The sequence below is a fragment of the Sorangium sp. So ce693 genome (assembly GCF_051521375.1).
Lineage (GTDB): Bacteria > Myxococcota_A > Polyangia > Polyangiales > Polyangiaceae > Sorangium > Sorangium atrum.
The window spans coordinates 9,541,885-9,568,167 of record NZ_CP150347.1; the positions used below are offsets into that span (position 1 = coordinate 9,541,885).

Sequence of the window (26,283 nt, forward strand, 5' to 3'; positions counted from 1 at the left end):
CCCGCTGCGCGCTGGACGCCCTTCCGCCGCCCCGGCGATGGTGCGCCGAGGCCATGGAGCAAGAACGGCCACGTCGCCGTGGCCGCCCTGCGCTCCGCTGGGAGATCCCGTAAGACTACAGGAGCGCGTCCTTGATGGCCTTGATCGGCCGAGCGCGGACCGACTTGCTCGCCGGCTTCGCGGCAAAGGTCATCGGCTGCTTGGTAAACGGGTTGATCCCCTGGCGCGCCTTCGTCGCAGGGCGCTTGACCACCCGGAACTTCGCGAAGCCGGGCAGCGTGAACACGCCCGACTTCTTCAGCTCGCGATGACCGATCGTGATGAGGGACTCGAGAACGTTCTTCACCTGCTTGCGGCTCAGCTCATCACCGGCAGCTTCGGTGATGGCCTGGATCAGGCCGCTCTTGCTCAACGTCTTCTTCGCGCCGCCCCCGGCCGTCTTCTTACTTGCCATGGCACTCTCCTCGGACATGAGCTCGCGCGCGACACCTCGCCGCGCACAGCCTCAGTGAACCTTACACACGACACAGGACAAAAAAAGACAAAAATGCGGGGAGAAATAGCGATTTCTGAGACGGGGCATCGCGCGGACCCCTGAAAGACCGCGCCGGAGCGGTGCGCCAGAGGGGGAACCAGCCGCCGGGAAGGGCGGCGGCGCGGCGCCATCGCGGGCCGGAGAGCGTCAAGAAACGCCTGGAGTGGCGCGGTTTTGCACGCTCCACGTCATGCGCGCGCCGCCTGGGGCGGCCGCGCAGGCGGCCGCCGCGACCTGGGCATACCCGCGGAGACGCGCGGGACAAGCCCTCAGCCGGCGCGCAGCTCGTCGAGGAGCGCCCGGGCTGCCTCGAGCGAGCCGTCCTCCGAGACGGACTTGTCGAGCATCAAGCGCGCTTTCCGGCGGTCACCGGCCGCGAGCGCCATCGCCCCGAGGTGGTAATAGGCGAGCGCCCGCGCGGCGGGCGTCGTGCCTCCCTCGCCGGGCTCGGGGGAAATCTTCATCAGGGTGACCGCGCGGTAAGCGCGCGCGGCGATGTCCTCTTCCCCCAGCCCGAGCGCGCTCTCGCCGAGCTCCATGGCGAGCTCGCCGTTCTGAGGATCGTTCTCGAGCGCCCTCGTGAGCGCCGTGAGCGACTCGTGCAGATTCCCCTCGGCGTCCTCGATGCGCGCGACGCGGTGGTAGACGGCGCCGAGGTGCCGCGAGCGGCGCCCCTTGGCAGCCACGATGAGCTCGGCGGTGACCGCGCGCGCCTCCCTCGAGTCGCCCGCGGCGATGAGCGCATCGACGAGCAGCAGGGCGACCTCGTTATCTTCCGGGCGCAGGGAGCGCGCCTCCCGGAGCGCCGCGGCCGCCTGCGCGGCGTCGCCGACGTCGAGCAGCAGGCGGCCGGAGGCGACGAGGAGCGTGAAGCGGCCGGCCACGTCGGAGGCGGCGGCGGCGTCCTCGAGCGTGATGGCGGCGAGCTCGCGGTTCGCGCCGATCTCGGCGTAGAGCGCGCGCAGGCGGTCGCGGATCTCGGCGTTGCCCGGCGCGGCGCGGAGCGCGCGCTCGAGCCCGCCGCGGGCGTCGCCCAGGTGGCCCGCGCGCGCGCACGCGCCGGCCAGGAGGAGCGCCGTCGCGACGAGGGCGTCGCCCTCCTCGAGCGCGATGAGCCTGCGGTAGACGGCGCTCGCGGCGTCCCACCGCGCGGCGGACTCCTCGAGGCCGGCGAGCGCCTTGAGCGCAGCGCGGTCCTTGGAGTCGGCGTGGAGCAGATCGCCGAGGTGGGCGCGCGCGCGCTCGACGTCGCCCGAGCGCGCGAGGATGTCGGCGAGGCGCAGCCGGAGCGCGCGCGGCGAGGCGGCGCCCGCCCCCTCCGCCGCGGCCTCGCTGGGCGTGCCCGCGGCCTCGGCCTCGGCGGACCGCGCGCCCGCGTGGTCCGCGCGCGCGAGCGCCCGCTCGAGCTCGGCGACGAGCTCGGCGGCGTACTCGGCGCCGCCGAGCGCGTAGGCGCGCTCGAGATCGGCGAGGGCGCGATCGCCCTGGCCGAGCGCGCCGTGGACCTCGGCCCGCGCGCGGTGGAGCCACGGGTCGTCCGGGCTCGCCTCGAGCGTCGCCGTGAGCGCGCGGGCCGCGCGGGCGTGGTCGGAGACCGCGCCGCACGCGTCGATGAGCGCGATCAAGACGTCGCGATCCCCGGGCGCGACGCCGAGGGCGCGCTCGAGGAGCTCGGCCGCCGCCGCCGCGTCGCCCGCGCGATCGCGGAGGATCTCGGCGGCGCGGCAGAGCGACTCGACGCGCGCCTCGTCGGCGTCGGCGACGTGCGCCGTGAGCACGTGGAGCTCGGCGAGGGCGCGCCAGGCCTCGCGGGCCGCGTAGCGCGACGCGAGCTCCTCGCGGAGCCGGTCGTTCGTGGGGCAGACGGCGTACCCGGCCTTGAGGGCGGCCTCCGCCGCGGCGTCGTCGCCGCGCGCGCCGTGCAGCTCGGAGAGCTCCAGGGCGAGCTGGGCCGCCTCGCCGCCCTGCTCGGTGCGCAGGAGCTTCTCGAGCGCGTCGGTGAGGTCGTCCGCGTTGTCGCGCTTCCGGCTGAGGCGCACGAGCGCGCGGAGCACGTCGCGGTTCGCGCCGTCCCAGTCCGCGGCCCCGAGGTAGACGTCGCGCGCGCCGCGATCGTCGCCGCGCTGCTCGAGGAGGGCGCCGAGGCGCATCGAGAGCGACGCGATCGAGGCGACGTCCGCGCGATCCTTGGCGGCGTCGAGCTGCAGCGCGAAGAGCTCGCCGAGCTCGTCGGTGCGGCCGGCCTCCTCGAGCATCGTGGCGAGGAGGATGGCGGCCTCCACCTGGGTCGGATCCTCGTCGAGGATGTCGCGGAGCAGGGCCGCCGCCTTCTCCGGCGACCCCTGCGCGAGGAGGCGCGCGCGCTCGAGGCGCAGCGCGCAGCGCTCGGAGAGATCGTCGACGAGGGGCGCCGTCTCCTCGAGCAGCGCGGAGAGGCGCGCGGCGTCGCCGCTCCGCCGGTACACGCCGGCGAGGGGCGTCCAGATCTCGCGCTCGGCGGGCTCGCGGGCGCGGAGCTCCTCGTAGAGGCGCGCCGCGCGGACGAGGTCGGCGAGCGGGCCGGCGGCGAGCTCCGCGGCGTGCAGGAGCAGCGCGCGCTCCTCCTCGGGCGCCGAGGCGCGCGCGGCGCGCTCGGAGAGCCACGCGGCGGCCGCGAGATCGCCGGCCTCCTCGCGGAGCTCCGCCAGCGCGACGAGCGCCCACGCGGAGCCGGACGGATCCGACGAATCGGACGAAGACCGCGCGCCCGAGCCGACGATGCGCTGCAGGATCGACTCGGCCAGCTCGCGATCGCCGAGTGCGCGCGCGGTGCGGACGGCCTCCTCGAGGACCCCGGGGCCCTCGACCTCGGCGAGGAGCAGCAGCGCGTCCACGAGGGCGCGCGGCCGCCCGCTCTGCCGGGCGAGGCGCTCGAAGAGGCGGATCGCCCGCGGGTTCCTCGGATCGGTGCGGAGCGCGTCGCGCAGGATCGCCTCGGCCCGGTCCGGATCGGCGTGGAGCTCGAGCGCCTCTTCGAGGAGCGAGATCGCCTGATCGACGTCCGCCGCGTCCGCCGCGAGCAGCGCGGCCAGGCGGTACCGCGGCCCGGCGCGATCCGCGCCGCCCGCGGGGGCGGCCGGCGCGTCGGCGAGGCCGATGCGCTTGCGGAGGACGTCCGCCTGCGCGGCGCGGTCGCCGAGGCGCTCGTAGATGGCCTCCAGCGAGCGCCACAGCTGCTCGATGTCGGCGCCGGCGTCGCGGCCCGCGCGGTCGTGGAAGGGCGCGCCGGCCGCGATCTTCGCCTCCGCGCGGCGGTAGACGGCCGCGGCGCGCTCCTGATCGGCCGGCGAGAGCTCGAGGGCGCGGCCGAAGCGGAGCAGGAGCGCGACCTCGTACGGCTCGGAGGCCGCCCGGGCGACGAGCCGCTCGACGACGTCGACGTACCGCTGCGCCTGGCCCGAGCGGCGCGCGAGATCGAGGGCGGCGTCGTGCGCGGCGCCCGCGCCCGGCGTGAGATCGAGGACGCGCAAGCGGGCCGAGAGCGCGAGCTCCGGGCGATCGAGCGGGCCTTCGTAGAGCGACGCGAGCTCGCCGAGCGCCGCGGCGGCGTCCTCGGTGGGCTCGAGCGCAGGGCCGGCAAGCCGCGCCTCGAGGGCGCGCGCGAGCAGGTCGTGGCGCCCGCGGGAGCGCAGCGCGGCGAGGAGCTTCTCGTGCTCGGCGTCGCTCTCGCGCGCCGCCTCGAAGGCGGACTCGACGTACTCCGCCTCGCGGTCGGGCGCCCCCTGCCGGCGCGCGATCTCCCCGAGCGCGAGCAGGACCTCGGCCCGGCTGAACGAGGTGGCCGACGGGAGGCCCACGCTGGAGCGCGTCGGCGGCATCGTGCTGCGCCGCGCGCCGACGAGCCCCTCGCCCTCGTCGCGGGGCCGGCGCGCGACGAGCAGCAGCGCGCGGTAGGCGCGGTGCGCGCGCTCGAGCTGGCCGTCCTCGAGGGCGAGGCCGGCGAGGCCGTGGAGCGCGTCGGGGTGCGCGGGGTCGACGCGCAGCGCGAGGTCGAACTCCGCCATCGCGCGGGCGCGATCGCCCGTGGCGAGCGCGACCCGGGCGAGCTCGTAGTGGACGAGCGCGCGCTCCTTGGGGCGGCGGGCGCCGAAGTCGGCGATGATCCCGCGCAGGGCCGCGGTCGCGTCGTCGGTCCGGCCGGCGGCGGAGAGGGCGCGGCTCCGCGCGAGGCGCAGCGAGAGGTCGTCCGGCGCGAGCGCGATGGCCTCGTCGAACAGCGGGATCGCGGCGGCGGGCGAGCCGCCGCGCGTGAGGTAGAGGTCCGCGGCCTCGCGGAGGAGCGAGAGCCGGGCCGGCGCCTCGTCGGCGCGCGCGGCGTCGCCCGCGATGAGCGCGGCCAGGGCGCTCCACGCGCCCGACGCGCGGTAGAGGTACGCGAGCCGCTCGCGCAGCGGCGCGGGCTGCGCGGCGCGGGGCAGCGCTCGCTCGAGGGCGGCGCGGGCGCGATCGGGCTCGCCGGCGGCGAGGTACGCGTCCGCGAGGCGGAGCGCCGCCTGGTGCAGCTCCTCGGGCCCTGCGCCGGCGCAGAGCCGCTCGAGCGCCTCGGCGGCGGCCGCGTGCTCACCGCGGCGCGCGAGCAGCCGGGCGAGCGCGTCGAGCGCCTCGACGGACCCGATGTCCGCGGCGCGGCGGTAGCTCGCGATCGCGCGCTCGGGCTCGTTGAGCTCGTGCTCGGCGAGGGACGCCGCCTGGAGCCAGAGCTCGGCGGCCGCCCCGCCGGCGTCCGCCGACCCGCGCGCGGCCGCCTGCTCCTCGCGGAGCAGCATGAGCTCGCGGTGCAGCCCGCCCGCCTCGAGGAGCGAGGCGAGCCTGTCGACCGACGGGCCGTGCCCCGGGCTCTCGGCGAGGTTCAGGCGGAGCAGCGCGATCGCCTCGGACGCGCGCGTGGCGTCCGCGAGGAGCTCCGCGGCGTCGTAGCGGAGGGCGACGCGGCGCTCGAGATCGCCAGAGACCTCGATCTGCAACTCGCGCAGGCGCACGAGCTCCTCGCGACGACCGGCCGCGCGGAGCAGCGTGGCGAGGCTCTCGCCGATCGGCTCGTCCGTCGGATCGTCCGCGAACAGCCCGCCGTAGAGGGCGATCGCCTCGCCGGGCTCCGCCGCCTCGGCCGCGACGCGCAGCAGCCGGCGCCGCTCGCTCGGCGCGAACGGGAGCGCGGCGCCGCGCCGGCACAGCGCGACGATCTGCGGCCCGTCGCCCGCGCCCGCGAGCATGCCGACGAGCGCGTCGATCGCCCAGAGGGCGGCGCGCGAGGCCGGCCACGCGCCGGGCCCAGGGGGCTGCCCCGCCTCGTCGCCGACGCGCTGCACGGCGATCTCGAGGAGCTCCGCCGCGATCTCGCGGGCACGCGCCGCGTCGCCCGCGTCGCGCGCCGCCTCCACGGCCTCGCGGTAGAGGGCGAGGTCGTGCCCGGTCGCCGCGGCGAGCCGGAGCAGCGTCGGGACGAGCGATGGCCCGCGCCGCCGCCGCAAAAGCTCCGCGAGATCGAGCAGGATGGCGCGGTTCGCCGGGTCGTGGAGGAGCGCGCGCTCGAAGGCGCGCTCGGCGGCGTCCTCGTCGGCGCGCGCGTCGCGGTGCCAGCGGCCCACGCGGGCCGTGAGGTCGCGGAGCGTGGCGGCAGGGACGTCGCCGCGGCGCTCGAGCTCGGGCAGCGCGTCGGCGATCGTGTGCCAGCGGCCCGCGAGGTCCGTGAGCCGCAAGAGGTCCTCGGGCGGCTCGGCGCCGGGCGACAGGAGGAACGCGCGGAAGGCGAGCTCGAAGGCGCCCTCCCGGTCGTCGCCTCGCTCCTCGAGGAGCGCCGCGGAGGCCTTCAGGATGGCGACCCGCTCGGCGCCCGTCCCGGCCGCGGCGAGCCGCGGTTCGAGCAGCGCGATCTGGCCGCGCCAGTCGTCTGCGTCGGCGCAGATCTCGAGCAACGCGCCGACAGCGGCGACGAGCGCGCCGCGGTGCTCGGCCGATGCCGGGTCGATGCGGCGGAGCAGCTCCTCGAGCCCCGCGCGCGGCGCGGGCGGGCGCGCGGCGCGCTCGCCCACGCCGTCGGCCGCACCGCCGCCGCCCTCGCCGCCCGCGCGGCGCGCGTCCCGCTCGGCCTCGTGCGCGCGGCGGTAGCCCTTCACGGCGAGCTCCCACGCGAGCGTGCGATCGCGGTGCGTGTCGCCGAGGCGCTGGAAGAGCTCCACGCTGCGCGCCGCGCCCGCCCCGCCGGGGAGCGCGCCGGCCGCGGACGCCTCGACCTCGAGCAGCGCGACGAGGTCGCCCCAGCGCTCCGCGCGCGTGTAGAGCGCGGCCAGCGCGTCCCCGCTCTCCGGGTCGGGCGCGAGCTCCTCGCGGATGCGGCGCCAGGTGGCGATGGCCTCGTCGGCGTCGCCGAGCTCGCGCTCGAAGAGCCGCGCGACGCGCCCGAGATCGCGCCGGCCGCCCGCGCCGCCGCGCACGGCCGCGCGGCGCTCCAGCACGGCCGCGAGCTCGCGGTACCTCCCGCCCTCCTCGAGGAGCGCCGCCAGGCCGTCGAGCGCCGCGAGATCCTGGCGGTCGTCGACGAGGCGCGCCGAGTACGCCGCGATCGCCCGCGCCTCGTCGCCGAGCCGCGAGGAGGCGAGCCGCGCGAGCTCCCCGAGGGCCTCGCGCCGCGCCGCCGGGTCCGTCTCGATCGCGGCGAGCGTGTCGAGCACGTCGCACCGCTCGGCGACGCGGTCGCCCTCCGCGAAGAGCCGATCGAGCGCGCGGGCGGCGTCCCGCGCGGCCTCCGCGTCGCCGCTCGCCTCGGCGAGCGAGAAGAGCCGGCGGAAGAGCGCGATCGCCCCGTCGGCGTCGCCGAGCCGGTCGCGGCGCAGGAGCGCGGCGTCGCGCACGAGCGAGAGCGCCTGCCGCGCGTCGCCGGCGCGCGGCTCGGCCGCGGCGAGGACCTCGGCGAGGCGGTCGTGCCGGCCGAGGCGCTCGGCGAGCTCGGCGAGCTCCGCGCGATCGCCGGCCTCTGACGGCCTGAGCTCGACGAGCTCGGCGAGCCGCGCGAACGCGCCCGGCTCGTCGCCGAGGGCGTCGCGGCGGAGCCGCACGATCTCGCGCAGCAGCGCCGGGCGATCGCCGACGTCGGCGCCCTCGAGCTGGATCTCGAGCACGCGCACGAGGTCCGTGGGCCTCGCCCCCTCGCGGTAGTGCTTCGCGAGCAGCGCGGCCGATCGCCGCCTCGCGCCGGCCTCGCCGGCGGGCGCCTGCTCGGGCGGCAGCGCCCCGAGGATCCGCTCGAGCAGCGCGAAGGCGTCGACGGAGCGCGGCGCCGCGCGGACGGCGCGCGGCTCCGGGGGCGCGTCGAGGAGCTCCTCGACCACGGGGAGCGCCGACGCGGCGTCGCCGACCCCCTCGATCCAGAGGAGCGCGACGCGCTCGCGGAGCCGATCCGCGGCGTCGCCGGAGAGCCTCGGCAGCTCGGCCGACAGGAGATCGATGAGCGGGCGGTGCCTGCCGTGCCGCTCGTAGAGCCGCTCGAGCGCGGCGCGGGTGCGCGCGTCGTCCTGGAGCGGGAGGAGCTGCTCGAGGTAGCGCATCGTTCGCTCGCCGTCGCCGGCGAGGTCGCGCGCGACGGCCGCGGCGTCCTCCAGGAGGAAGACGCGCTCGTCGGCCGCCGAGGTGCGCTCGAGCATCGCGTCGTAGAGCGCGAACAGGTCCTCCCAGCGCTCGGCCGCGTTGTAGGCGAGCTTCAGCCGCTCGAAGCCCCAGAGCGAGCCAGGCACGAGCTCGACGAGCCGGCGGAGCAGCGCGAGGGCGGCCTCCGGCGCGTCGAACCACTCCTCGTGGTGCTCGACGGCCCGCCGGCCGATCTCCTCGGCGATGTCGGGCGGGAGCGCGGCGCCCGCGTCGAGCGCCGCGGCGTGCGCGGCCGCGACGCGCTCGGGCTGCTTCGCCCGGCGGCCGAGCTCCTCGAGCCGATCCCAGAGGTCGAGCTCGCCCGGCAGCTCGGAGACCGCGCGCAGGGCGACGTCGAGGCCGCGCGGTGCGTCGTGGTCGTGGTGCTCGAGCAGGCGCTCGAACCAGCCGCGGCGGACGGCGGCGCGCTGCGCGGCCGCGAGGCTGCCCGCGTCGAGCGCGGCGCCCGGCGCGGCGTCCGCCGGCGAGCTCGCGAGGAGCGCCTCCAGCAGCGCCACGCGCGCCTCGGGGTCGTCGACCGCGTCGCACGCGCGCTCGAGGAGGAGCGCCGCGCGCGCCTGCGTCTCGGGGCGCCCGAGCGCGCGCTGCACGATCTCCAGCACCGCGGGCTCGATCGTCCCGGCCTCGATCGCGGGCGCGACCGCGTCGAGCGCGTCCGCCGGCCGATCCAGCCGATCGAAGAGGAGCGTCGCGAGCTCGACGTCGAGCGCGACCCGCGCGCCGCCCTGGCTCCGGTCGCGGCGCACCGCGAGCACCTCCGCCGCGCCCTCGTGATCGCCCACCTCGGCGAGGAGGCGCCCCCGCGCCGCCAGCGCGTCGTCGTTCTCGGGATCCGCCTCGAGCAGCCGGGCGTAGAGCGCCGCGGCCGCCGCGCGGTTGCCGATCTCCTCTTCCCACGCGGCCCACGCGGAGAGCGCCCTCGGGCGCTCGCCCTCGCGCCCGCGCTCCACGAGGAGCGTGAAGAGCCAGCGCCGGTCCACGCGGCGCGCGAGCGTGTCGGGGCTCTGCGCGAGGAACGCGCGGAACGCCTCGAGCGCGGCGGCGTCGAGCGCGCCCGGCGCGGCGTCGCCGTCGTCCTGCGGCGAGAGCTGGCGCCGGTAGACGGACGCGGCGTCGTCCTGCCGCTCGGGATCGGCGGCGAGCACGCGCGCGAGCGCCGCCTCGATCGCCCGGACCCGCGCCGCCGCCTTGCCGGCGGGCGCGCTCCCCTCCCCCTCGGCCCTCATGCGATCACGGAGATCGAGCGCGGCGTCGACGAAGCGCGACGTCGCGCGCGCCCGGATCGCCGCGTCCTCGAGCGCCGCGAGCGCTGCGAGCGCCTCGTCGTCGGACGCCGCCGTCTCGATCAGGACCTCGCAGACGGCCGCGAGCCGTGCCCAGGCTCCCTGACCGCGGTAGAGCGCCGCGAGGCGAGCGGCGGCGTCGCGGTGCTTCGGCGCGACGGAGAGCACGCGCTCGTAGAGCTTCTGCGCCCGCTCCGGATCCGCGAGCGGCCCCTCCGCGAGCCCGGCGGCGCGCTGCCAGGCCGTCACCGAGGCGTCGAGGTCGCCCGGAGCGGCCTGCGCCGCTCGGGTATCGGGCGCGTCGGGCGCGTCGGGCGCGCGGATGCCGAACGCCGCGAGCTCGCCGAGGCGCTCCAGCCAGAGCGCCTCGTCCTGCGGATCGCCCGCGGCGGCGACGCGCCGCTCGAGCACCTCGCGGAGCAGCGCCGCGTCGCCGGCGGACAGCGCGAGCGCCTCCATCGCGGAGAGCGCGGCGCCCTCGATCGCCGCGCCGCTCGCGAGGATCGCGCGGTAGTGCGCGACCGCGCTCGGGACCTCCCCGCCCCTCGCCGCAGCGTCCGCCATGCGCAGCTCGTGCGCGACGCGCGCGTCGGGCGCCACGCCCGGGAGCCGCTCGGCCAGCGCGCCGTAGAGCGCGCCCCACGCGCCGCCCGCCGCGTACGTCTCGAGCAGCGCCTCGTACGCCGCGTCGTCGCCCGGGTCGTCCTCGATGGCCGCGCGGTACGTCGCGGCCGCCCCGGCGAGGTCGCCGACGTCGCGGCGCTGGATGGTGCCGATCGCGTGCAAGAGCTCCCGCCGCCGCGCGGGCGCGCACGGCTGCGCGAGCGCCTCGCGGTAGAGCGCGAGCCGCTCCTCGGGGCTGCCCTGCTCGCGCAGGAGCGCGTCGACGCGCGCGATGAGCTCGAGCGACGAGGGCTCAAACGCGAGCGCGCGGCGGTAGAGGGCGAGCGCCTGCGTCACGTCGCCGCTCGCGAGCAGCGCCTCGCCCGCGCGCCGCGCGAGGTGCGACAGCGCCGGGCTGTCCACCGCGCGATCCCCGAGCGCCCCCGCGAGCGCCGGCGCGCGGCGCGCGGACTCGCTGCCGTGCTCCGTCAGCCGCTCGACCTCGGCGACCCACCGCGCGAGCCTCTCCGGCGCGTACGCGGTCGCGAGCGAGAGCCCGCGCGCCGAGAGATCGAGCGCCTTCTTCGGGTCCCTGAGCTCGCGCTCGGCCACGGCGGCCGCCTCCTCGAGCGCCGCGAGCCTGCCCGACACGTCGGCCGGCGTCGGCGCGGACGCGCCCGGGGCCCACGCGACGGGCCCGAGCTCCGCCTTCGTCTCGAGCACGCGCACGAGCAGCGGCGCCGCCTTCTCCGCGCGCGCGATCGGCTCCAGCACCGCGCAGGCCGCGAGCCGCTGATCGTCGGTCAGCAGGAGGTGGGAGCTCTGCCGCGACGACTCCGCGCCGGCGGCGCCGTTGCCCGGGGGCGCGCCCAGCATCTTCTCGACCGCGAGCCGGCTCGATCGGTCGGCCGGATCGAGCGCGAGCGCCTGGCGGTACGCGGCGATCGCGCCGGCCGGATCGTCGAGCCGCGCCACGCGGATCGCGCCGATCCGGGCGAGCACCGAGGCGCGCTCCTGCCCGGCCGCGAGCTCGGCCTCGGCCTCGAGGAGCGCCTCGAGCTCGGCCCAGCGCCGCTCCTGCTCGAGCAGCGGGATGAGCCGCGCGTGCGCCTCGCGCGACGCCCCGAACGCCGCGAGGTAGCGGCGCCAGGCGGCGACGGCGGCGGGCAGATCCGCGAGCCGGGTGCGCAGCTCGGCCGCGCGGAAGGCGAGCTCCCGCGCCGCGCGGCGGTCCGGCTCCGCCTCGGCGCGCCGCTCGAGCACCCACGCGAGGCCCTCGTGCGCCGAGGTGGCCTCGTACAGCCGCTCGAGCGCGGCGAGCGCGCCCGGCTCGCGCGAGGAGCCCGACTCCGCGAGCCTGCGGTAGGCCGCGATCGCGCCCGCGGCGTCGCCGAGCTCCTCCTCGTAGAGCCGCGCGAGCCGCTCCGCCGCGGCCTCGCGCGCGTCGGCCTCCGGCTCGGCCCCGGCGAGCCGCTCGAGCGCGCCCGCGAGCCCGCGCGCGTCGCGCTCGCGCTCGCAGAGCTTCGCGAGCCCGCGCGCGGCGCGCCGCACGGCCGCGTCGTCGGGCTCGCCGTCGAGCGCCTGCTGGAAGGACGCGCGCGCCTTCCTGCCGTCCCCGAGGCCCTCGTACAGCTCGCCGAGCTCGGCGGCGATGCGCGCCTTGAGCGGCTTCTCCTTGGCGCCGGACGACGCGCGCACGAGCACGCGCGCCGCGTCGGCCTGGCGGTCGAGCGCCGACGCGAGCGCCACGAAGCGCTCGCGCACCGCCTCGTCGGACGGGTCGACCGCGAGGATCTGCTCCGACAGCGAGAACGCCGACGCGAGATCGCCGAGCCGCTGGAACTGCAGCTCGACGAGCCGCTTCTGCACCTCGACGCGGCGCGGCCCGCGCAGGTTCTCGATCTGGAGGGCCATCATCCGCGCCGCCTCCTGGGCGTCCCCGCGGCGCGCGTGGGCCGCCTCGAGCGCCGCGGCCGCGCGCACGAGGACGGTCTTGCGCGCGAGCAGGGCCTCACCGGCGCGGAGGGCGGCCTCGTGGTCCGGGTTCTGCGCGAGCACCTCCTCGACGTGCGGCAGCGCCCGCTCGATCTCCTTGAGCGGGCCGCTGTAGAGGTCGATGAGCCGCGCGCGGATCTCGAGCGCGTCGGGCGGCGGCGCCTCCGCGGTGAGCGCCTGCTCGAGCATCCTCGCGATCTCCTGGTGCCGCCCGGCGCGCGCGTAGCGCGCCTCGAGCTCCCAGCGCGCCGAGGAGTCGCCCGGGTCGACCTTGAGGATCTGCTGGAGCAGCTTGATCGCGCGCTCCTCGTCATTGGCGCCGTTTCCGTTGACGTCGACGAGCTCGAACGCGCGGTGGAGCAGCGACAGCTGCTCGGCGCGGTCCGCGCGGTGGCCCGCGGCGAGGGCGTAGAGGTCCGCGAGCTTCGGCGGCTCGTTCGCCTCCTGGAGGATGCGCTCGAGCCGGAAGAACGCCTCCTGATGCGAGGGCAGCACCGAGAGCGCCCGCTCGAGGTAGGGGCGAGCGCCGCCGGGGTCGCCGAAGGAGTCGGCGAGGAACTCGGCGGCGCGCACGAGGACCTCGGCCTGGGCGGCCTGCGGGAGCATCCCGAACCGCCGCTCGCCGACGAGGCGCTCGTAGGCGAACGCGAGCTCGGAGAACCGGTCGTGGCGGGCGGAGGCCTCGTGGAGCTTCGTCCAGAGCTCGGGGTGCAGGCTCCCCTTCGCCGCCGCGGCCACGAGCACGTCGAGCGCGGCCGCCTCGTTGTCGATCCCCTGCTCGAGCGCGGCTTCGAGGTTGTCGATACGGAACGAGACGCGCGCGCTCTTCGTGTCCTGCTGCATGTGGATCCGGACCTCGGCTGGCGGTGGTGCAAGGGGCCGGCGTGCCGGCGCTGCCGTCGAACCTGCGCCCGCAGTGCGCTGCGGAGCGCTGCCCAAGGTAACAGGAGCGTTTCCCAAATGGGTAAATGGGCTCGGGGACGGGGCCCTAACTCGGGCGGGAGGCCCGATCGTCGCGGGCGGCGGCCCTGCGCAGCGCGGGAGGCGCGGGAGCGTGAGGGAGGGTGGAGTCGAGCACTGGCGGAGCAGAAGAGAGGAGGAGATGCGACAGCGGTGGCACGCGCGTTCGTCCTGGTGGCCGCCCGCGGCGGGCTGCACGGCCGGGCTGCGGCGCCGAATGCGGGAGGGACGGGCTCACGGAGCTGCTGGGGTCGGCTGTACGGTTCGGTTGCAGGGCACGCGCGCGCACAGCGTCTCGATGGCTGCGGCGCGAGGTGGATCTGAAATAGGCGAGCGGAGCCCGCAGGACCTGCGGCCGTTTGGCCGCCTTCGCCGTCACCGCGAGGAGGGCCCTCTCGCCGCCGCCTGGAGCCCCGGGGCAATCGGCCCGGCAGGCGTCCTACGCGTCACGCGCGCCCCGCGTCGCCGCCGCTCAATCCTTGAAGATGTCGAATTGCTCGTGATAGCCCAGCGGATCCCTGCCACGGTAATCCCAATCGAACCATAGCTCGTCGAACTGAGGTTCGATCGTCCCCAGCACCTCTCTCTCGCTCGCGTCATCGAAGACCCTGACCTCCCCATCGACGTGGAAGAGGTTGAAGAGCCTCGGGCGCCCTCCCCTGGACCTGGCGACGACCAGGCCCCAAGGATGGGGCGCTACTTGGCCGCTTCGAAGCTGAGCCCGAAGCGGGCGCGGCGCGGTGCCGCGCCCGCGAGGTGGATCCTCTCCACGATGCGGCTCACGCACTGCTCTCTGTCGACCCCCGTGTAGCCGGCCAGCTTGGCAGCGCTATCCGGGCTGAGCTCGATGTCGAGCTCGGCGGGGCCCTTCGGCGGCTCGGCGTAGCAATACGGCACTCGGCGCGACAGCACCTCCTCGAGCAGAGCGATCTCCTGCTTGCTCAAGGCCTTCGCGCTCTCCGCGTTTGCCTTCGCGATCACCCGCACCTTGGGCTTGCCTCCCATGCGGAAGACGTCGCACGCGATCCGGCCCTGCTGCGACCTGTCGTTCGCGGCCTCGACCCGCGCCCTCGCCGCATCGGCCTTCTTCTCGCGGTCGGTGTCCGTGTAGACCTTCACGAGCGAACAGCACGCGTGCGCCGAGCCGCTCGCGCACGCTCGATCCAGGGCCTTCTCGGCGATCGCCGCGTGAATCTTCTCGGGCTCGAGGTCCATGTGCAGCTCGCCGCGCTCCTCGCAGGCGGCGACGTCTCCTGCGTTGCAGGCGCGGTCGAAGCTCTCGTCGGCCTCCTTGTCGTGGCCGTCCTGTCCCGAGAGCGCATGGCCGAGCGCGAAGCAGCTCTTCGCGCTCTTCTGGCAGGCGGCGCGGAGCTCCTTCAGATGGGCTTCGCGCTTGTCACACGCGCTCTTCGCGCCGAGCTTGCACGCCTCGCCGAACGCCCGCAGCGCAGACCCGAGCGAGAACCCCGGAGACTCCTTGCCTTCCGCCTTCGCGTGGAGGTCGCCCAGCGTCTCGCATGCGGCCGCCTTGCCCGCCGAGCACTCGGTCTCGCAGGTGTCGATGTCCTGCGCATCGCTGCACGTCTTCGCCGGCGCGGGGGCCGCGGTCGCCGCGCTCGACGCGGGTTCGGCGGGCGCCGGGCTCACGACCGGGGCAGGCGCCGCGCCGCTCGCACCAGGGGGCGCCTGCGCGGGCGGGGCGTCTGCGGGCGGAGCCGATGGACCGCAGGCCAGGAGCGAAACCGCGGCGCAGGACGGGAGGAGAATGGCAACGAGGCGCATTTTCACGCGCGTCACCGTACAATCATTCGGACTCGGCAGGGCGGGAAAACAGGATCGCTGGGCGCCAATGCCGTCGCAGCACAATGCCGCTTCGAGCGCCCGAGCGTGGCGCGCCACGGTGTCGTTCGCGCGCGGCGGCCGGCTCCCCGCCGGCTCAGGGCGCGCAGGCGCCGGTGCCGTTGTTCTCCTCGCGCACGCTCTCGGGCGGCCAGTCGAGGCGCTCCACGAGCGCGTCGACCTCGCAGCTCGGCAAGCTCTCGTTGCCCATGATCTCGATCCAACCACCGATCGTCCGGGCGCCCAGGCCACGGAGCGTCGCGAGCGAGCGGTTCTCCTCGACGATGAGGCTATCGAGCTCGGCCAGACCCTCGAGTCCGGTCAACCCGAGCAGCGCGTCGTTGTCCTGGATGACGAGCTGGCTCACCCGGACCAGGCCACGCAGAGCGTCGATGTCCACGAGCGATCCGTTGCCTTCGAGCCTCACGACCTCGGTCACGCCGTCGCCCGCGCTGAACGAACCGAGCCCGTCGAGGCTGGTCAGCGCGGGGTTACCGACGATCTCGATCCCGTTTCGGACGTCGCGGAGGCCGCTCAGGTGCCGCAGATCCGTGAGCCGGGGATTGTACGCGATCGACAGCAGAGAGAGAGCCGAGATCTGCTCCACGCCTGTAAGGCTCACGAGCCCGGCGTTATGGCCCAGGGAGAGCACCGACAGCTCGGTCACGCCGGCGAGGTCGGACAGGTCCGCCAGAGAGCCACAATCGGTGATGAACAGCTCTCGCAGGCGCGTCACGCCGCCGAGATCGATCCCGGTGAGCTTGGGGTTGGAGGTGAGATAGAGCGACGGCGCATCGCCCGAGTCCGAGCGAATGTACGCGAGAGCGTCGGCGATCACCAGCTCGGGATTCGATTCGATAACGGCATACAGGACACCACGGAGCGAGAGCATGCCCGTGAGCGTGCCCATCGATGAATTGCCGGTGATGATGAGACCGTCGACGGTCTCGAGCCCCCCGAGCCCGACCAGGTGCCGGAGACGCTCGTTCCGCGCGATGGAGATGGATCCCGCGTGACGGAGCTGGTCGAGGCCGTACAGCGAGGTCAGCTGCGGGTTCTCCGCCAACACGAGGTTCTGGACGGTCGAGAGCCGCGAGACACCGTTCAGCTCGCGGAGCCCGTCGTTCCCGCTGATGGCGAGCTCCTCGAGATCCTCGACGGCCCCGAGGCCGTCGAGGCTGGTCAGCCCGTCGTTGTCGATCACGCTGAGCCGCCCGCTGCGCAGGCTCTCCACCCCGCGCAGCGTCGCCAGCCCGTCGTTGCCCTCGATCCAGAGCTCCCCCTCCTCGAAGTTCTCGACGCCTGGCAAGAACAGGAGCGCATCGTTGTCCACAAGGCGGAGCGTCCCCCGGCGGAGGCCCTGAAGCCCGTCCAGCGACACGAGGTGGTCATTGCCCTGGATCAAGAGCACCCCTTCCTCGAACCTCTCGAAGCCTGACAAGGAATCGAGCTCATCGTTGTCGACCACGTGCACTTCATGTGCGTTCAGCCCGACGCCGGCGACGCTCTCGAGGATGGGGTTCTCGCGGATCTCGATGAGTCCCTTCACCTGGAGCAGGTTCGGAAGCTTGCCGAGGCGGAGCAGCGACGCGTTCCGCGCCACCTCCAGCCGCGCCCCGACGACGGAAAGGGAGTCGAGACCGTCGAGGCTCGACAACACCGTGGTGTCGCTGATCACGAGGCGGCCCGTGATGGTCGTCAGACACGCGAGCGGGGACAGGTCGGAGACCTCGCCGCCGATGTTGAGCCTGCCATTGAGCCGAGTGACGCCGCGCAGCTTCTCGAGATCCTCCTGGCGATTGACATTCCAGGTCCCGTTTTCCACGCGGGTCGGGTCGCACCCCTGCTCGGCGCCCCCCGCGCCCCCGGCACCTGCGCCCCCGGCACCCGCGCCACCGACGCCCGGCCCGCCACCCGAGGATTGACCGCCTGAACTGGCACTCGCGCCGATCGCCGGGTCGCCCGAGCTCGATGACGCACTGCCGGCACCGCCAGCCCCTGCCATCGATCCTACCTCGTCTCCCTCCGCCGGCGGTCCTTCGACGTCAAGGTCATCCCGGGCCCCACAGGCCGACGCGAGCGCAATCGCCGCAAACACGCCCACCCACCACGGGTTCCGCATGCCGCGAGGTTGGGCTCACAGCAATCCCGCGTCAAGAACGACCGGGTGCTGGAACTGTGCGGTTACAGCACGGAAATTTTGCAGGCGACGCGGAGCGCATCATGCCCGTCTCGCTCGTCCGGGACCTGTGACAGGTCCGCTCAGGGTGGCTGTGGAGTCAACGCTGTTCGTTCGTCGCATGGATCATCTGTTGATAGAGCGCCGCGTCTGAAGAAGGGATCGCCTGCGATCCCGCACACGCAGCCTGATCACCACGGGCCGCGGCCCGGGAGCCACGGCGCGCGAGCTTGCGCCGAGCTCGTCTCTGCGCGATCTTCTCGCCATGCAATTCGTCGAGGTGATCACCAGAGACGGCATCGCCGAGGTCACGCTGAGCCGACCGAAGGTCAATGCCATGAACCAGGCGGTGCTCCGCCAGCTGGCCGACGTCCTCCAGCGGCTGGCGGAGGACGACGCCGCGCGCGGCGTGCTCGTCCGGGGCGCCGGCAACTGCCTGTCTGCGGGTCTCGATCTCCGCGAGGTCGCGTCGCTCGATCGAGAGGGGCTTGGAAGCTTCCTCGACGACTTCGACGCCGCGTTCGGCGCCGCTTTCCGCTTTCCGAAGCCGTTCGCCGCCGCCGTTCACGGCCACGCGATCGCGGGCGGGCTCCTGCTCGCGATGTGCGCTGACTTCCTCGCCCTCGGCGCCGGCGACTACAAGGTCGGTCTCCCCGAGCTCGCCGTGGGCATCGCCTTCCCGCGCGTCGCCTTCGAGATCGCCCGCGCCGCCTCTCCCCCCCGCGCGCTCCGGAGGCTCGTCTTCGGCGCGGAGCTCCATTCCCCCGCGAGCCTCTTTGACATGGGCGTCGGCGACGCGCTCTCCGCCGACCCGCTCGAGGACGCGCGCCGCTTCCTCGCCACGGCGTGCGGCCGCCCCGCCGCGGCGTTCCGCCTCGCCAAGGCGAGCCTCCGCAGGGAGGCGTGGGAGCGGGTCGCGGCGCAGCCGCCCGCGGAGCGAGAGGCCCTGATGGACGCGCTCCTCTCCTCGAAGCAGGCCTTTCTACCGGCATGAACGCGCGACGCGCGGCGCGCGAGGGCTGTCGCTCGCGCTCCTGAGCGCGGAGGGGACACGTCGCTCGAGCTTCAGCGCTTCTTGCGTCGCCCTGGGTTCGATGGGCTGGACGCCACGTGGGCCGCATCGTGTCGCGCGGGGAGCCGGACCTCTCGTGCGCTCTCGATCAGCGCTCGCACGACGGGCGCGCGTGAATCCTCGGCGCGCCACGTGACGAACTCGCTCAGGTTGAGGAGGAGGCCTTCGATGGGGCGCCACACCATCGAGGCCTGCGAAGCCATGTCCGAGATCTTCTCCCCGGCGAAGGTGACCGCATCGCCGATCGCGACCAGCGCCATGAGCGCCTCGAGATCGATCACCTCCGCCGTCACGTGCAAGGTCACGCCCTGGGCGCGCGCCGCCGTGATGAGGTCCGCGTGGAGCCGCGGATAGAGCTGACGTGGCTGGAGGAGCACGCGCTCGCCCTCGAGGTCGCGAAGTCGAACCTTCTTGAGGCGCGCGAGCCGGTGGTCAGGCGAGAGGAGCAGGCCGAGTCGGTCGCGGGTCATCTCCAGGTGGCCGAGGGCGTCGTCGCTGGGCGCGTAGGCGCCGTAGCCGAAGGCGATCGTCCCTTGCCGCAGCGCCGTCCACTGCTCGACGCTGCTCATGGGGACGAGCTGCAGCCCGACGCGGGGCGTTCGCCTTCGGAAGGCCGCGACGAGGGACAAGAGCGCCCCCATGAAGGTCGTCCCCGATTCGAAGCCGATGACCACGGTGCCGAGCCTTCCTTCGGCGATCCCCTTGGCTTCGTCGACGGCCGCGTCGACGCTCGCCAGGATACTCCGGGCCCTCTCGGCAAAGGACTTCCCGGCGGCGGTGAGCTTGATGCCACGTCCCTCGGGCTCGAAGAGCTCGACGCCCATCTCCTCCTCGAGGTCCTGCATCTGCCGGCTCAGCGGCGACTGCGAGACGTGGAGCCTCTCGGCGGCCCGCCGGAAGCTCTGCTCCTCGGCGATGATCACGAAGTAGCGCAGGTGTCGGAGTTCCATGGGTTCGACCGTTGCCTTGGAGGTATCATACAATCACAATCAATGTCTTGGACGGCTCGATATCGGAAGCGTACGTAAGCTCCCATGAGCACCACGAGTCCAAAGTCCCCCCGCGTGCTGGTGTCCGGCGCCAGCATCTCCGGTCTCACCACCTCCTACTGGCTCGCCCGCTATGGCTTCGAGGTCACCGTGGTCGAACGCGCGCCGCACCTGCGGCCGGGCGGTCACGCGCTCGATGTGCGCGGTCCGGCCATCGAGGTCGCGGAGCGGATGGGCATCCTCCCCACGATCCGCGATCGCAGCACGAGGCTGACGGGCATCGCCCTGGTCGACGCGGAGGGCAGCGAGCTCTTCCGCAGCACCGAGAGCACGTTGACGGGCGGCCGGCTCGACAGCCCTGATGTCGAGATCCTGCGGGACGACCTCTGTCAGGTGCTTCACGAAGCCGTGGGGAATCGGGTCGAGTACGTCTTCGGCGACTCCATCGCGTCGCTGACCCAGGACGAGTCGGGCATCGACGTCACGTTCGCCGCCACCGCGCCCCGCCGCTTCGACCTCGTGATTGGCGCCGACGGACTGTATTCGGGGGTGCGGCGGGTTGCCTTCGGCCCCGACGAGCAGTTCCTCCGTACGGTCGGTGACCTGTACGTCGCCACCTTCGGCATGCCGAACTTCCTCGGCCTCGAGCGCTGGCAGGTGATGTACCGGCAGCCTGACTCCGTGGGCGCGCTGGTCATGGGGTTGCGGAAGGATGTCGACGCGAGGACCTATCTCGGCTTCAACGCCCCGGAGGGGCTCGCCTACGACGTTCGTGACATCGCCGCGCAGAAGCAGATGCTGGCCGAGCGCGTCGCGGGCGCTGGATGGGTGATCCCGCAGATCGTCGAGCACATGATGCGCGCGACCGACTTCCACTTCTACTCGCTGAACCAGGTCCGCACGAGCACCTGGTCGCGCGGGCGCATCGTGTTGGTCGGCGATGCTGGATACGCCGTCTCTCTGGGCACGGGTCAAGCCACCTCGGTCGCGATGGTCGGCTCCTACGTCCTGGCGGGTGAGCTCGCCGCGCACAGGGATGATCTGGTGAGCGGCATCGCCTCGTACGAGGACGACCTGCGCGCCTACGTGACTCGCAATCAGGACATCGCGCTGGAGCAGGACGCCAGGCAAGACGGACCGCCGACCGAGGACGCCACCATGGACGGCTTACCAGATTTCGGAGCGCTGACGCTGCCGTTCACGCTCAAGCCCTACGACGGTCTGGTGAGGCGCTCATGAAAGCCGTGAACGCACGGTAGGCCGAGCGCCGCGCAGGCCGGCCGCTGGCCGGCTTCGGCCGGCCGGCCGGAGCGGCGCTATCATGGCTGGTGCGTGCCCCCGGAAATCGCGCAGAGCGGCTGTACGACTCCCCGCAACCCACCGTCCAGATCGAGCCGCCCCCTCACTTGCCCCGCGTCTTCGCCGCCTTCTGCCGCCGCACCATCTCCGCGATCCAGACAGGCGCGAACGGCGGCGTGCAGCCAGGCGACGCCGGGTAGTCCTTGAGCACCTCGAGCCGCTCGCCGATGGCCACTGCGCGGGCGCGCAACCCGGGGTTGTGGATGCCGATCTCGGCGAGACAGTGGTTCATCGACCACTGCTTCGGGCCCGGCGCCGCCTTCATCTCCGCCTCGATCTGGTCGAGCAGCGCGGAGAGATCGAGGCCGGCTGGGCTCTTCGCGACGCGATCCGTCGTCAGGCTCCAGCCAGCACGCCCGACCAGCTCGCTCGCGGAGTCCTTCCAGCGGACACGCAGCTCCTCGACGTACCGCGACGCCTTGACCACGTTGACGATGAACCAGTCGAGGAGCTTGGGATAGCCGATCTCCCGGACCATCGCGTCCAGCTCGTCCGCCGACAAGGCCTTTGGCTTGAACACGAGCGTCGCCAGGAGGCGGGCGTCGGGGTCCCCGGTGCGCCACAGCTCGCCGGCCAGGGCGTGGTCCGTCTTCAGCTGCTTCGCGAGCGCGCGGAGCTGGGTGAGGTTCACGCCGTGGGCGTCTCCCGCGCGGGCGTTGACCTCGCGCATCTTGTCATTGCTCAGCGCGGCGAGGTCCCGCATGACGTTGGTGAGGTCCATGGCCTCGAGCTAGCCGTATCCGCGGGCGCCGTCCAGCGGCGCGGCGTCGCCTCGGGTCGCGACGCGGACTGGTCGTTGAACCAGCGTCGTTGTTCCAGGAGGGCCGGCATGCCCCCGCGAGGACGACTACAGCGGGGAGCAGGGTTCGTGTGGTACGGGCTCAGCCGCTAGGTAGGCGAGTGAGGCGTACGAAAGTACGCCGCAGGGGGCGCTCGCATCGCGGCGCCGGCACATCGCCGCGAGCAGCGATACCACAACCTATCATTCACACTGAAAGCGCGGGCCAGCTCGAGGAACCAACCGACTTCCTCGGCAGAGTGGCGTACGATACTTCAGCACTCGCGCTGCGCGGGGGCAGTGGGGTCAGCATGCATTCAAACCACGAGCGCCAGCGGCCAGCGCACCGCCAGGTCAGCGGCTTCCTCATCAGCGGAATCGTCCTTCTCGGCTGCGGAAGCACGGTCCGCGAGGAGGACACCCGGCCTTCTTCCGGAGGCACGGGTCACGCGGAAGGCACCGGAGCGACAGGCGGCGGAACATCGAGCGGAGGAACGGGCGCGAGCGGCGGCCTTGGGAGCGACGCTGGGAACACGACCGCCGCCGCGGGCAACTCGGGCGGCAGCGGAGGGGCGTCGGGCGGAGCAACCGGCGAAGGCGGAGGGACCTCAGGCGGAGCAACGGGCGAAGGAACCACACCGGTCGACTGTGAGGCCTGCAACGCCGGCGATGACTGCGCCGGCGGGCTCACCCCCCAGGTGCGTTGCGACAGCGGCACCTGGGATCACGACGGTGATCCTGCCACGTGCTGCTCCCCGTGGGCCACGTGTGCTGCCGGCACGTACGTCTCGCGCGCAGGCAGCGCGGCCACGGATCGAGAGTGCACGGGCTGCCCGTCTGGCAGCTTCAGCCAGTCCTCCAACATGGACAAGTGTTCGCCGTGGACGGGTTGCGCGCCGGCTTCGAGTTCATGGCCACAGGGCGGTGTGGCGACCCCCGGAACAGCGACCGCCGATGCCGTATGCGCCGACCCTTATTTCAAGTTCGGTTCGGAGGGCTTGTACGTGGCCTTTGCCGTGGCGGTCGACGGCGGCGGCAACGTTTACGTCGCGGGAAACACCTACGGCGCGTTCGGAGCGGACGGCGGTGAATCGGACGTCTTCGTCCGCAAGCTCGATGCGCATGGATCCATTGTGTGGACTCAGCGGTTTGGGACATCGAGCGACGACCATGCCAAGGGCGTGGCGGTCGACGGCAGCGGCAACGTCTACGTGGCTGGAACCACGGGGGGCGCGCTCGAGGGTGCCAACGGAGGCTTTGGCGACGCGTTCGTGCGGAAGCTCGACTCGAGCGGCGCGACGCTGTGGACACGGCAGCTTGCCACGTGGCGTTCGGAGTCGGCGAACGCCTTGGCTGTCGATGGCCAAGGAAATGCTTATGTTGCCGGAACCAGCTACGGGGGCCCCCAGAACACGGGTGAGGCGTTCGTGACCAAGATCGACACGAACGGCGCGCCAGCGTGGACTCAGCTGTTTGGTGGGCCAGACGAGGACGAGGCCATGGCCGTAGCGGTCGACGGCAGCGGCAACGCCTACGTCGGCGGATACACCTCCGGTGGCGTCGTCGCAGACTCGGACCGAGGACAGCGGGACGCCTTCGTCCGCAAGCTCGACTCGAGCGGCACGACGTCATGGACTCGGCAGTTCGGCTCCACGGAGAACGACTTCGTCTTCGCAGCGCGCGTGGACGGCAGCGGGAACCTCTATGTTGCGGGGAGCACCGCCGGCGAGGTCGGCGGCCCGAGCGAGGGATCCCCAGAAGCCTTCGTGCGCAAGTTCGACGCAGGCGGCGCGACGTCATGGACTCACCACGCCGGCAATGCGTCCTACGACTACGGCTTTGCCCTGGCCATCGACGGCAAGGACGACGTCTACCTCGTGGGATCCACGAGCAGCGGCGAAGAGGACGTCTACGTGCGCAAGCTCGACGCGAGCGGCGCAGCGCAATGGACCAAGGAGATCGGAACGCCGCGCAGCGACACGGCGCTCGCCGCGGCCTCAGGCGCCGACGGCAATCTGTACGTCGCCGGGTACACCGGCCTGTTCTTTACCACGTCGGACGCATTCGTCCTGCACGTGCCCACCGAATGACCCTGGGCCATCCGCCCGACGGGCCGCCGGGAATACGCCGAGCGTCTCTGGCGGCGTCAAAGGCTCATGCCCACGCCCACGCGGAGCCGCATGGCCACCGCGGCGCCGACCTCGCCCTCGTCGCTTCCCGCGCGTTGCTGCTTGAAGACGTACGTCTGCGCCGCCGCCTCGACGCCGAGGTAGAAGCCCTCCGCCAGATCGAGGTTCACCCCTGTATCGACGCCGAACGCCCCTGCCAGGCCATGGCGGTCGGGCGCGCGCCCGGCGGTCTCGAACCGCTGCCTCATGACGGCGAGGCCCACGTCCACGCCGACACCGAGGCTGATCACGGGCAGATCCCAGGAGCGGGACAGGCGCACGTCCAGGCCCAGCTCATCGTCGCTCGCCGTGAGGTGCTCGTTCTGGAAGGCGCTGCGGCACGCGCTGAGCCGGGGCGCGACGCCGAGGTGCTGGAGCTCGATCCCGTATCCGACGAAGCCGCCGTGGCAGAGCGAATCCCCCGGGACAAGGGGCGTCCTGAGCTGATAGCCCGCCACCGGCCCGTGCGCGACCTCGCGGACGCCGCCGCCCTTGCGTACGAGCCGAGCGAACATGACGCGGCTCAATCGCTCGTCGCCGACATCCATCGTTTCCCCGGCCCCGGCCTCGACGCTCCCCTCCAGGAGAAAGTCGGGGCCTCGCCCCCGCACGAAGTAACGGCCAGGGCGCAGGCTGACGGTCCGCGTCGCGTCGCTCGCCCCCACCTCGGCCACCACCGCGCCCTCGCTGGAGTCCCGCATCACGAGGTAGGCCCTGCCGGCAGGAAATCGGAGCATGCCCCGGAGCGACGCACGGACAGGCAGCTCCGTCAGGACGAGCTTGCCCTGGCCGCGGAGGTCGTAACGGAAGGTGGGGTGTTGCGCCCCGGCCCACGTGCGGCTCGTGGCGCGCAGCGTGCTCTCGTACGCATGGCGGTACGCCTCTTCGAGGGAGACGGCGCCGTCTCGATCGGCGTCGGCCGTCCCGAGCAGCCCCGAGACGAGCGCGTGGGTGAAGAACGACCCTTTGAGCTCATCGGACTCCTGAGCGTCCTCGTTTCCGGAGCTCGACGTGAGCGTCACCATCCCTTGCCCGGCGAGCCGCTGATCGAGCTTGATGACGAAGGGCGGCGCGCTCGCGCCGCCCTTGACCCGCGTCAGCGCCCCGGAGCGGCACGAGTCGACGATCAAGAGCCGCGCCGAGGCCGCCGAGCCGCGGACGAGCTGCTCGAACTCCGTCAGCGAGAGCGGCGTCGTCCCGAGGTGAAGCGCGTTCGCGTCGGCGTGGCCAGAGTAATAGACGAGGTAGAGCACATCGGTGTCCGGGCTCGATATGGCCGCGCGGACACGGTCGTTCATCGTGATGAGCGTGCGCCGGACCGTCTCTACGCCCTCGCTCCGCAAGAGCACCAGGTTCGCCGGGGGAAAGCCCCCGAGGTCCTTGAGCACGTCGTACATCTTCGCCGCGTCGTCCTCCGCGTACCGGAGCTCGACCTCGCCCTTCTCTCCGGCGTTGTTGCCGATGAGCACAGCGAAGCGCTCGATACGCGCCTCGGCCGGGGCCGCCGAGGCAGCGACGGCCAGGCCGCACGCCCCGGCGGCGAGCGCCGCTCTGCGACGGCGGATCACGGCGACGCCGCGGCCTTCTCCGCCGTGAGCGCGTCGACGTCGCAGCCCGGCGGGGCGGGCGGCGCGTCGGGGTGAGCCGCGAGCGCGGCCCGGAGCGGCTCGACCGCGATCGCCTCCGAGCAGAACAGCCCGAAGATCCGCTCGGTCCCGAGCGTGTCGTCGAGCACCGTGCTCTGGGGGAGGAGGACCTCCCGCCCCGGCTCGATCCGCGCCGCGACAGGACCGCTCGGGTAATAGACGCTCGCCTGGGAGGCCCCGTCGACGCTCAGGATCACGAGATATCGCGCCTCCGCGCTGGAGTACGTGAACTGGATCGCGTCGCCGGGCTGGAGCCGCTCGCCGGCGCCGCCGGGCAGGACGCTCCCGCCGCGCTTGACGTAGAAGCCGATGCGCTCCGCTCCCTTGATGCGCTCTCCCGGGATCTCCGCGTCTCGCCCCTCCGGCGCGGCGTGGAAGCGGAAGAAGAAGAGCGCCGCCGCCGCCGCGGCGAGCGCGCTCGCCGCCGCGGGCGCCAGCCATCGGCGCGCCGGGCGGACCTTCTCCGCGGCGCGGGCCGCCGGGGCGCCGCGGGCGAGCCGCAGGGGCGGCGCCGACGCCGCGAACGAGGCCCGCGCCGCCTCCATCTCGGAGCGCCGCGCCGAGCACCGCGGACAGCCAGCGACGTGCGCGCTCGCCTCCTGCCCCGCGGCCGCGTCGAGCTGGCCCGCCATGAGCTCGTCGAGCGTCAGATCCGAGAGGCACCCTTCGGGTCGCGCTGGCGTCATGGACTCGAACTCCCTTCTCTCATCCGGTCGGAGAGCGTGGCCTTCAGCCGCTCCAGCAGATTGCCGACGTGCCGGCGGGAGCAGCCCATCACGCGCGCGATCTCCTCGTGGGTCATCTCATCGGAGTAATAGTGGACGGCGACCTGCGCGAGGTCGCCCGGGAGCTGCGCGAGGAGCTCCCGCGTGAGGAGGGCGTTCTCGGCGGACGCCGCCGCGCTCTCTTGCTGCAGGGGTGCAACGTGGGTGTCGAGGAGCCGCAGCCGGTTCTTGTGATCGCGGATGCGGTTCAGGCATGCGTGCGTGGTGGCGCCGTAGAGCCAGCCCACCATCGGGCCCTTGCCGTCGAGCTGCCCGGGCTCGCCGAGCAGGGAGGCGAAGACATCCTGGAGGATCTCCCGCGCCTCCTGCTCGTTCCCGAGGAGCCGCCGCGCCCGGCGCAGCACGATGTGCCCATGCTGCCGGTAAGCCGCCTCGATCAGCGACACCAGCGCCTCGCGATCCTCCACGT

General features: G+C 73.7%; 12 protein-coding genes. 3 read left to right on the forward strand and 9 right to left on the reverse strand.

Translation table 11 applies throughout. The annotated features are described in order from the left end of the window. Window positions 1–115 precede the first annotated feature (115 nt). The 4 genes from WMF14_RS35680 to WMF14_RS35695 all read right to left on the reverse strand — a co-directional run bounded on the left by WMF14_RS35680 (window position 116) and on the right by WMF14_RS35695 (window position 16,723). Window positions 116–454, reverse strand: coding sequence for an HU family DNA-binding protein (locus WMF14_RS35680; protein ID WP_012239209.1), 339 nt, complete (start codon window positions 452–454; stop codon window positions 116–118). 350 nt (window positions 455–804) lie between these two features. Then, window positions 805–12,942: a tetratricopeptide repeat protein gene (locus WMF14_RS35685; protein ID WP_437793442.1), complete on the reverse strand. Its 12,138-nt coding sequence runs from the start codon at window positions 12,940–12,942 to the stop codon at window positions 805–807. Between the two features lie 813 nt (window positions 12,943–13,755). Next, window positions 13,756–14,856, reverse strand: coding sequence for a hypothetical protein (locus WMF14_RS35690; protein ID WP_437793444.1), 1,101 nt, complete (start codon window positions 14,854–14,856; stop codon window positions 13,756–13,758). A 139-nt stretch (window positions 14,857–14,995) separates the two neighbouring features. Beyond that, on the reverse strand, window positions 14,996–16,723 hold the full coding sequence (locus tag WMF14_RS35695; protein WP_437793446.1) for a leucine-rich repeat domain-containing protein: 1,728 nt from the start codon (window positions 16,721–16,723) through the stop codon (window positions 14,996–14,998). 619 nt (window positions 16,724–17,342) lie between these two features. Here WMF14_RS35695 and WMF14_RS35700 point away from each other — a divergent pair. Further along, window positions 17,343–18,071, forward strand: a complete 729-nt coding sequence (locus tag WMF14_RS35700; RefSeq protein WP_437793448.1) for an enoyl-CoA hydratase/isomerase family protein — start codon at window positions 17,343–17,345, stop codon at window positions 18,069–18,071. A gap of 71 nt (window positions 18,072–18,142) precedes the next feature. Here the strand turns inward: WMF14_RS35700 and WMF14_RS35705 are convergent, their stop codons facing one another. Then, a complete protein-coding gene (locus WMF14_RS35705) occupies window positions 18,143–19,099 on the reverse strand; it encodes a LysR family transcriptional regulator (protein WP_437793450.1) in 957 nt (318 codons plus the stop codon). An 84-nt stretch (window positions 19,100–19,183) separates the two neighbouring features. Here WMF14_RS35705 and WMF14_RS35710 point away from each other — a divergent pair, with 84 nt between their 5' ends. Then, a complete protein-coding gene (locus tag WMF14_RS35710) occupies window positions 19,184–20,377 on the forward strand; it encodes an FAD-dependent monooxygenase (RefSeq protein ID WP_437793452.1) in 1,194 nt (397 codons plus the stop codon). Window positions 20,378–20,540: 163 nt separating this feature from the next. On the opposite strand, the gene WMF14_RS35715 is transcribed toward WMF14_RS35710, so the two are convergent. Beyond that, window positions 20,541–21,218 (reverse strand): DNA alkylation repair protein, encoded by a 678-nt coding sequence (locus WMF14_RS35715; RefSeq protein WP_437793454.1) that lies wholly within the window; start codon window positions 21,216–21,218, stop codon window positions 20,541–20,543. 1,061 nt (window positions 21,219–22,279) lie between these two features. On the opposite strand from WMF14_RS35715, the gene WMF14_RS35720 reads away from it, so the two are divergent. Continuing rightward, window positions 22,280–23,365, forward strand: a complete 1,086-nt coding sequence (locus WMF14_RS35720) for an SBBP repeat-containing protein (RefSeq protein ID WP_437793456.1) — start codon at window positions 22,280–22,282, stop codon at window positions 23,363–23,365. 56 nt (window positions 23,366–23,421) lie between these two features. On the opposite strand, the gene WMF14_RS35725 is transcribed toward WMF14_RS35720, so the two are convergent. The 3 genes from WMF14_RS35725 to WMF14_RS35735 are packed head-to-tail and all read right to left on the reverse strand — an operon-like array spanning window position 23,422 to window position 26,281. Next, complete coding sequence (locus WMF14_RS35725; protein WP_437793458.1) at window positions 23,422–25,011, reverse strand: caspase family protein; 1,590 nt, start codon at window positions 25,009–25,011, stop codon at window positions 23,422–23,424. After that, complete coding sequence (locus WMF14_RS35730) at window positions 25,008–25,775, reverse strand: DUF4384 domain-containing protein (RefSeq protein WP_437793460.1); 768 nt, start codon at window positions 25,773–25,775, stop codon at window positions 25,008–25,010. The genes WMF14_RS35725 and WMF14_RS35730 overlap by 4 nt, the downstream gene beginning before the upstream one ends. Beyond that, on the reverse strand, window positions 25,772–26,281 hold the full coding sequence (locus WMF14_RS35735; protein WP_272095554.1) for an RNA polymerase sigma factor: 510 nt from the start codon (window positions 26,279–26,281) through the stop codon (window positions 25,772–25,774). Before WMF14_RS35735 ends, WMF14_RS35730 begins: the two co-directional genes overlap by 4 nt. Between the last annotated feature and the right edge of the window lie 2 nt (window positions 26,282–26,283).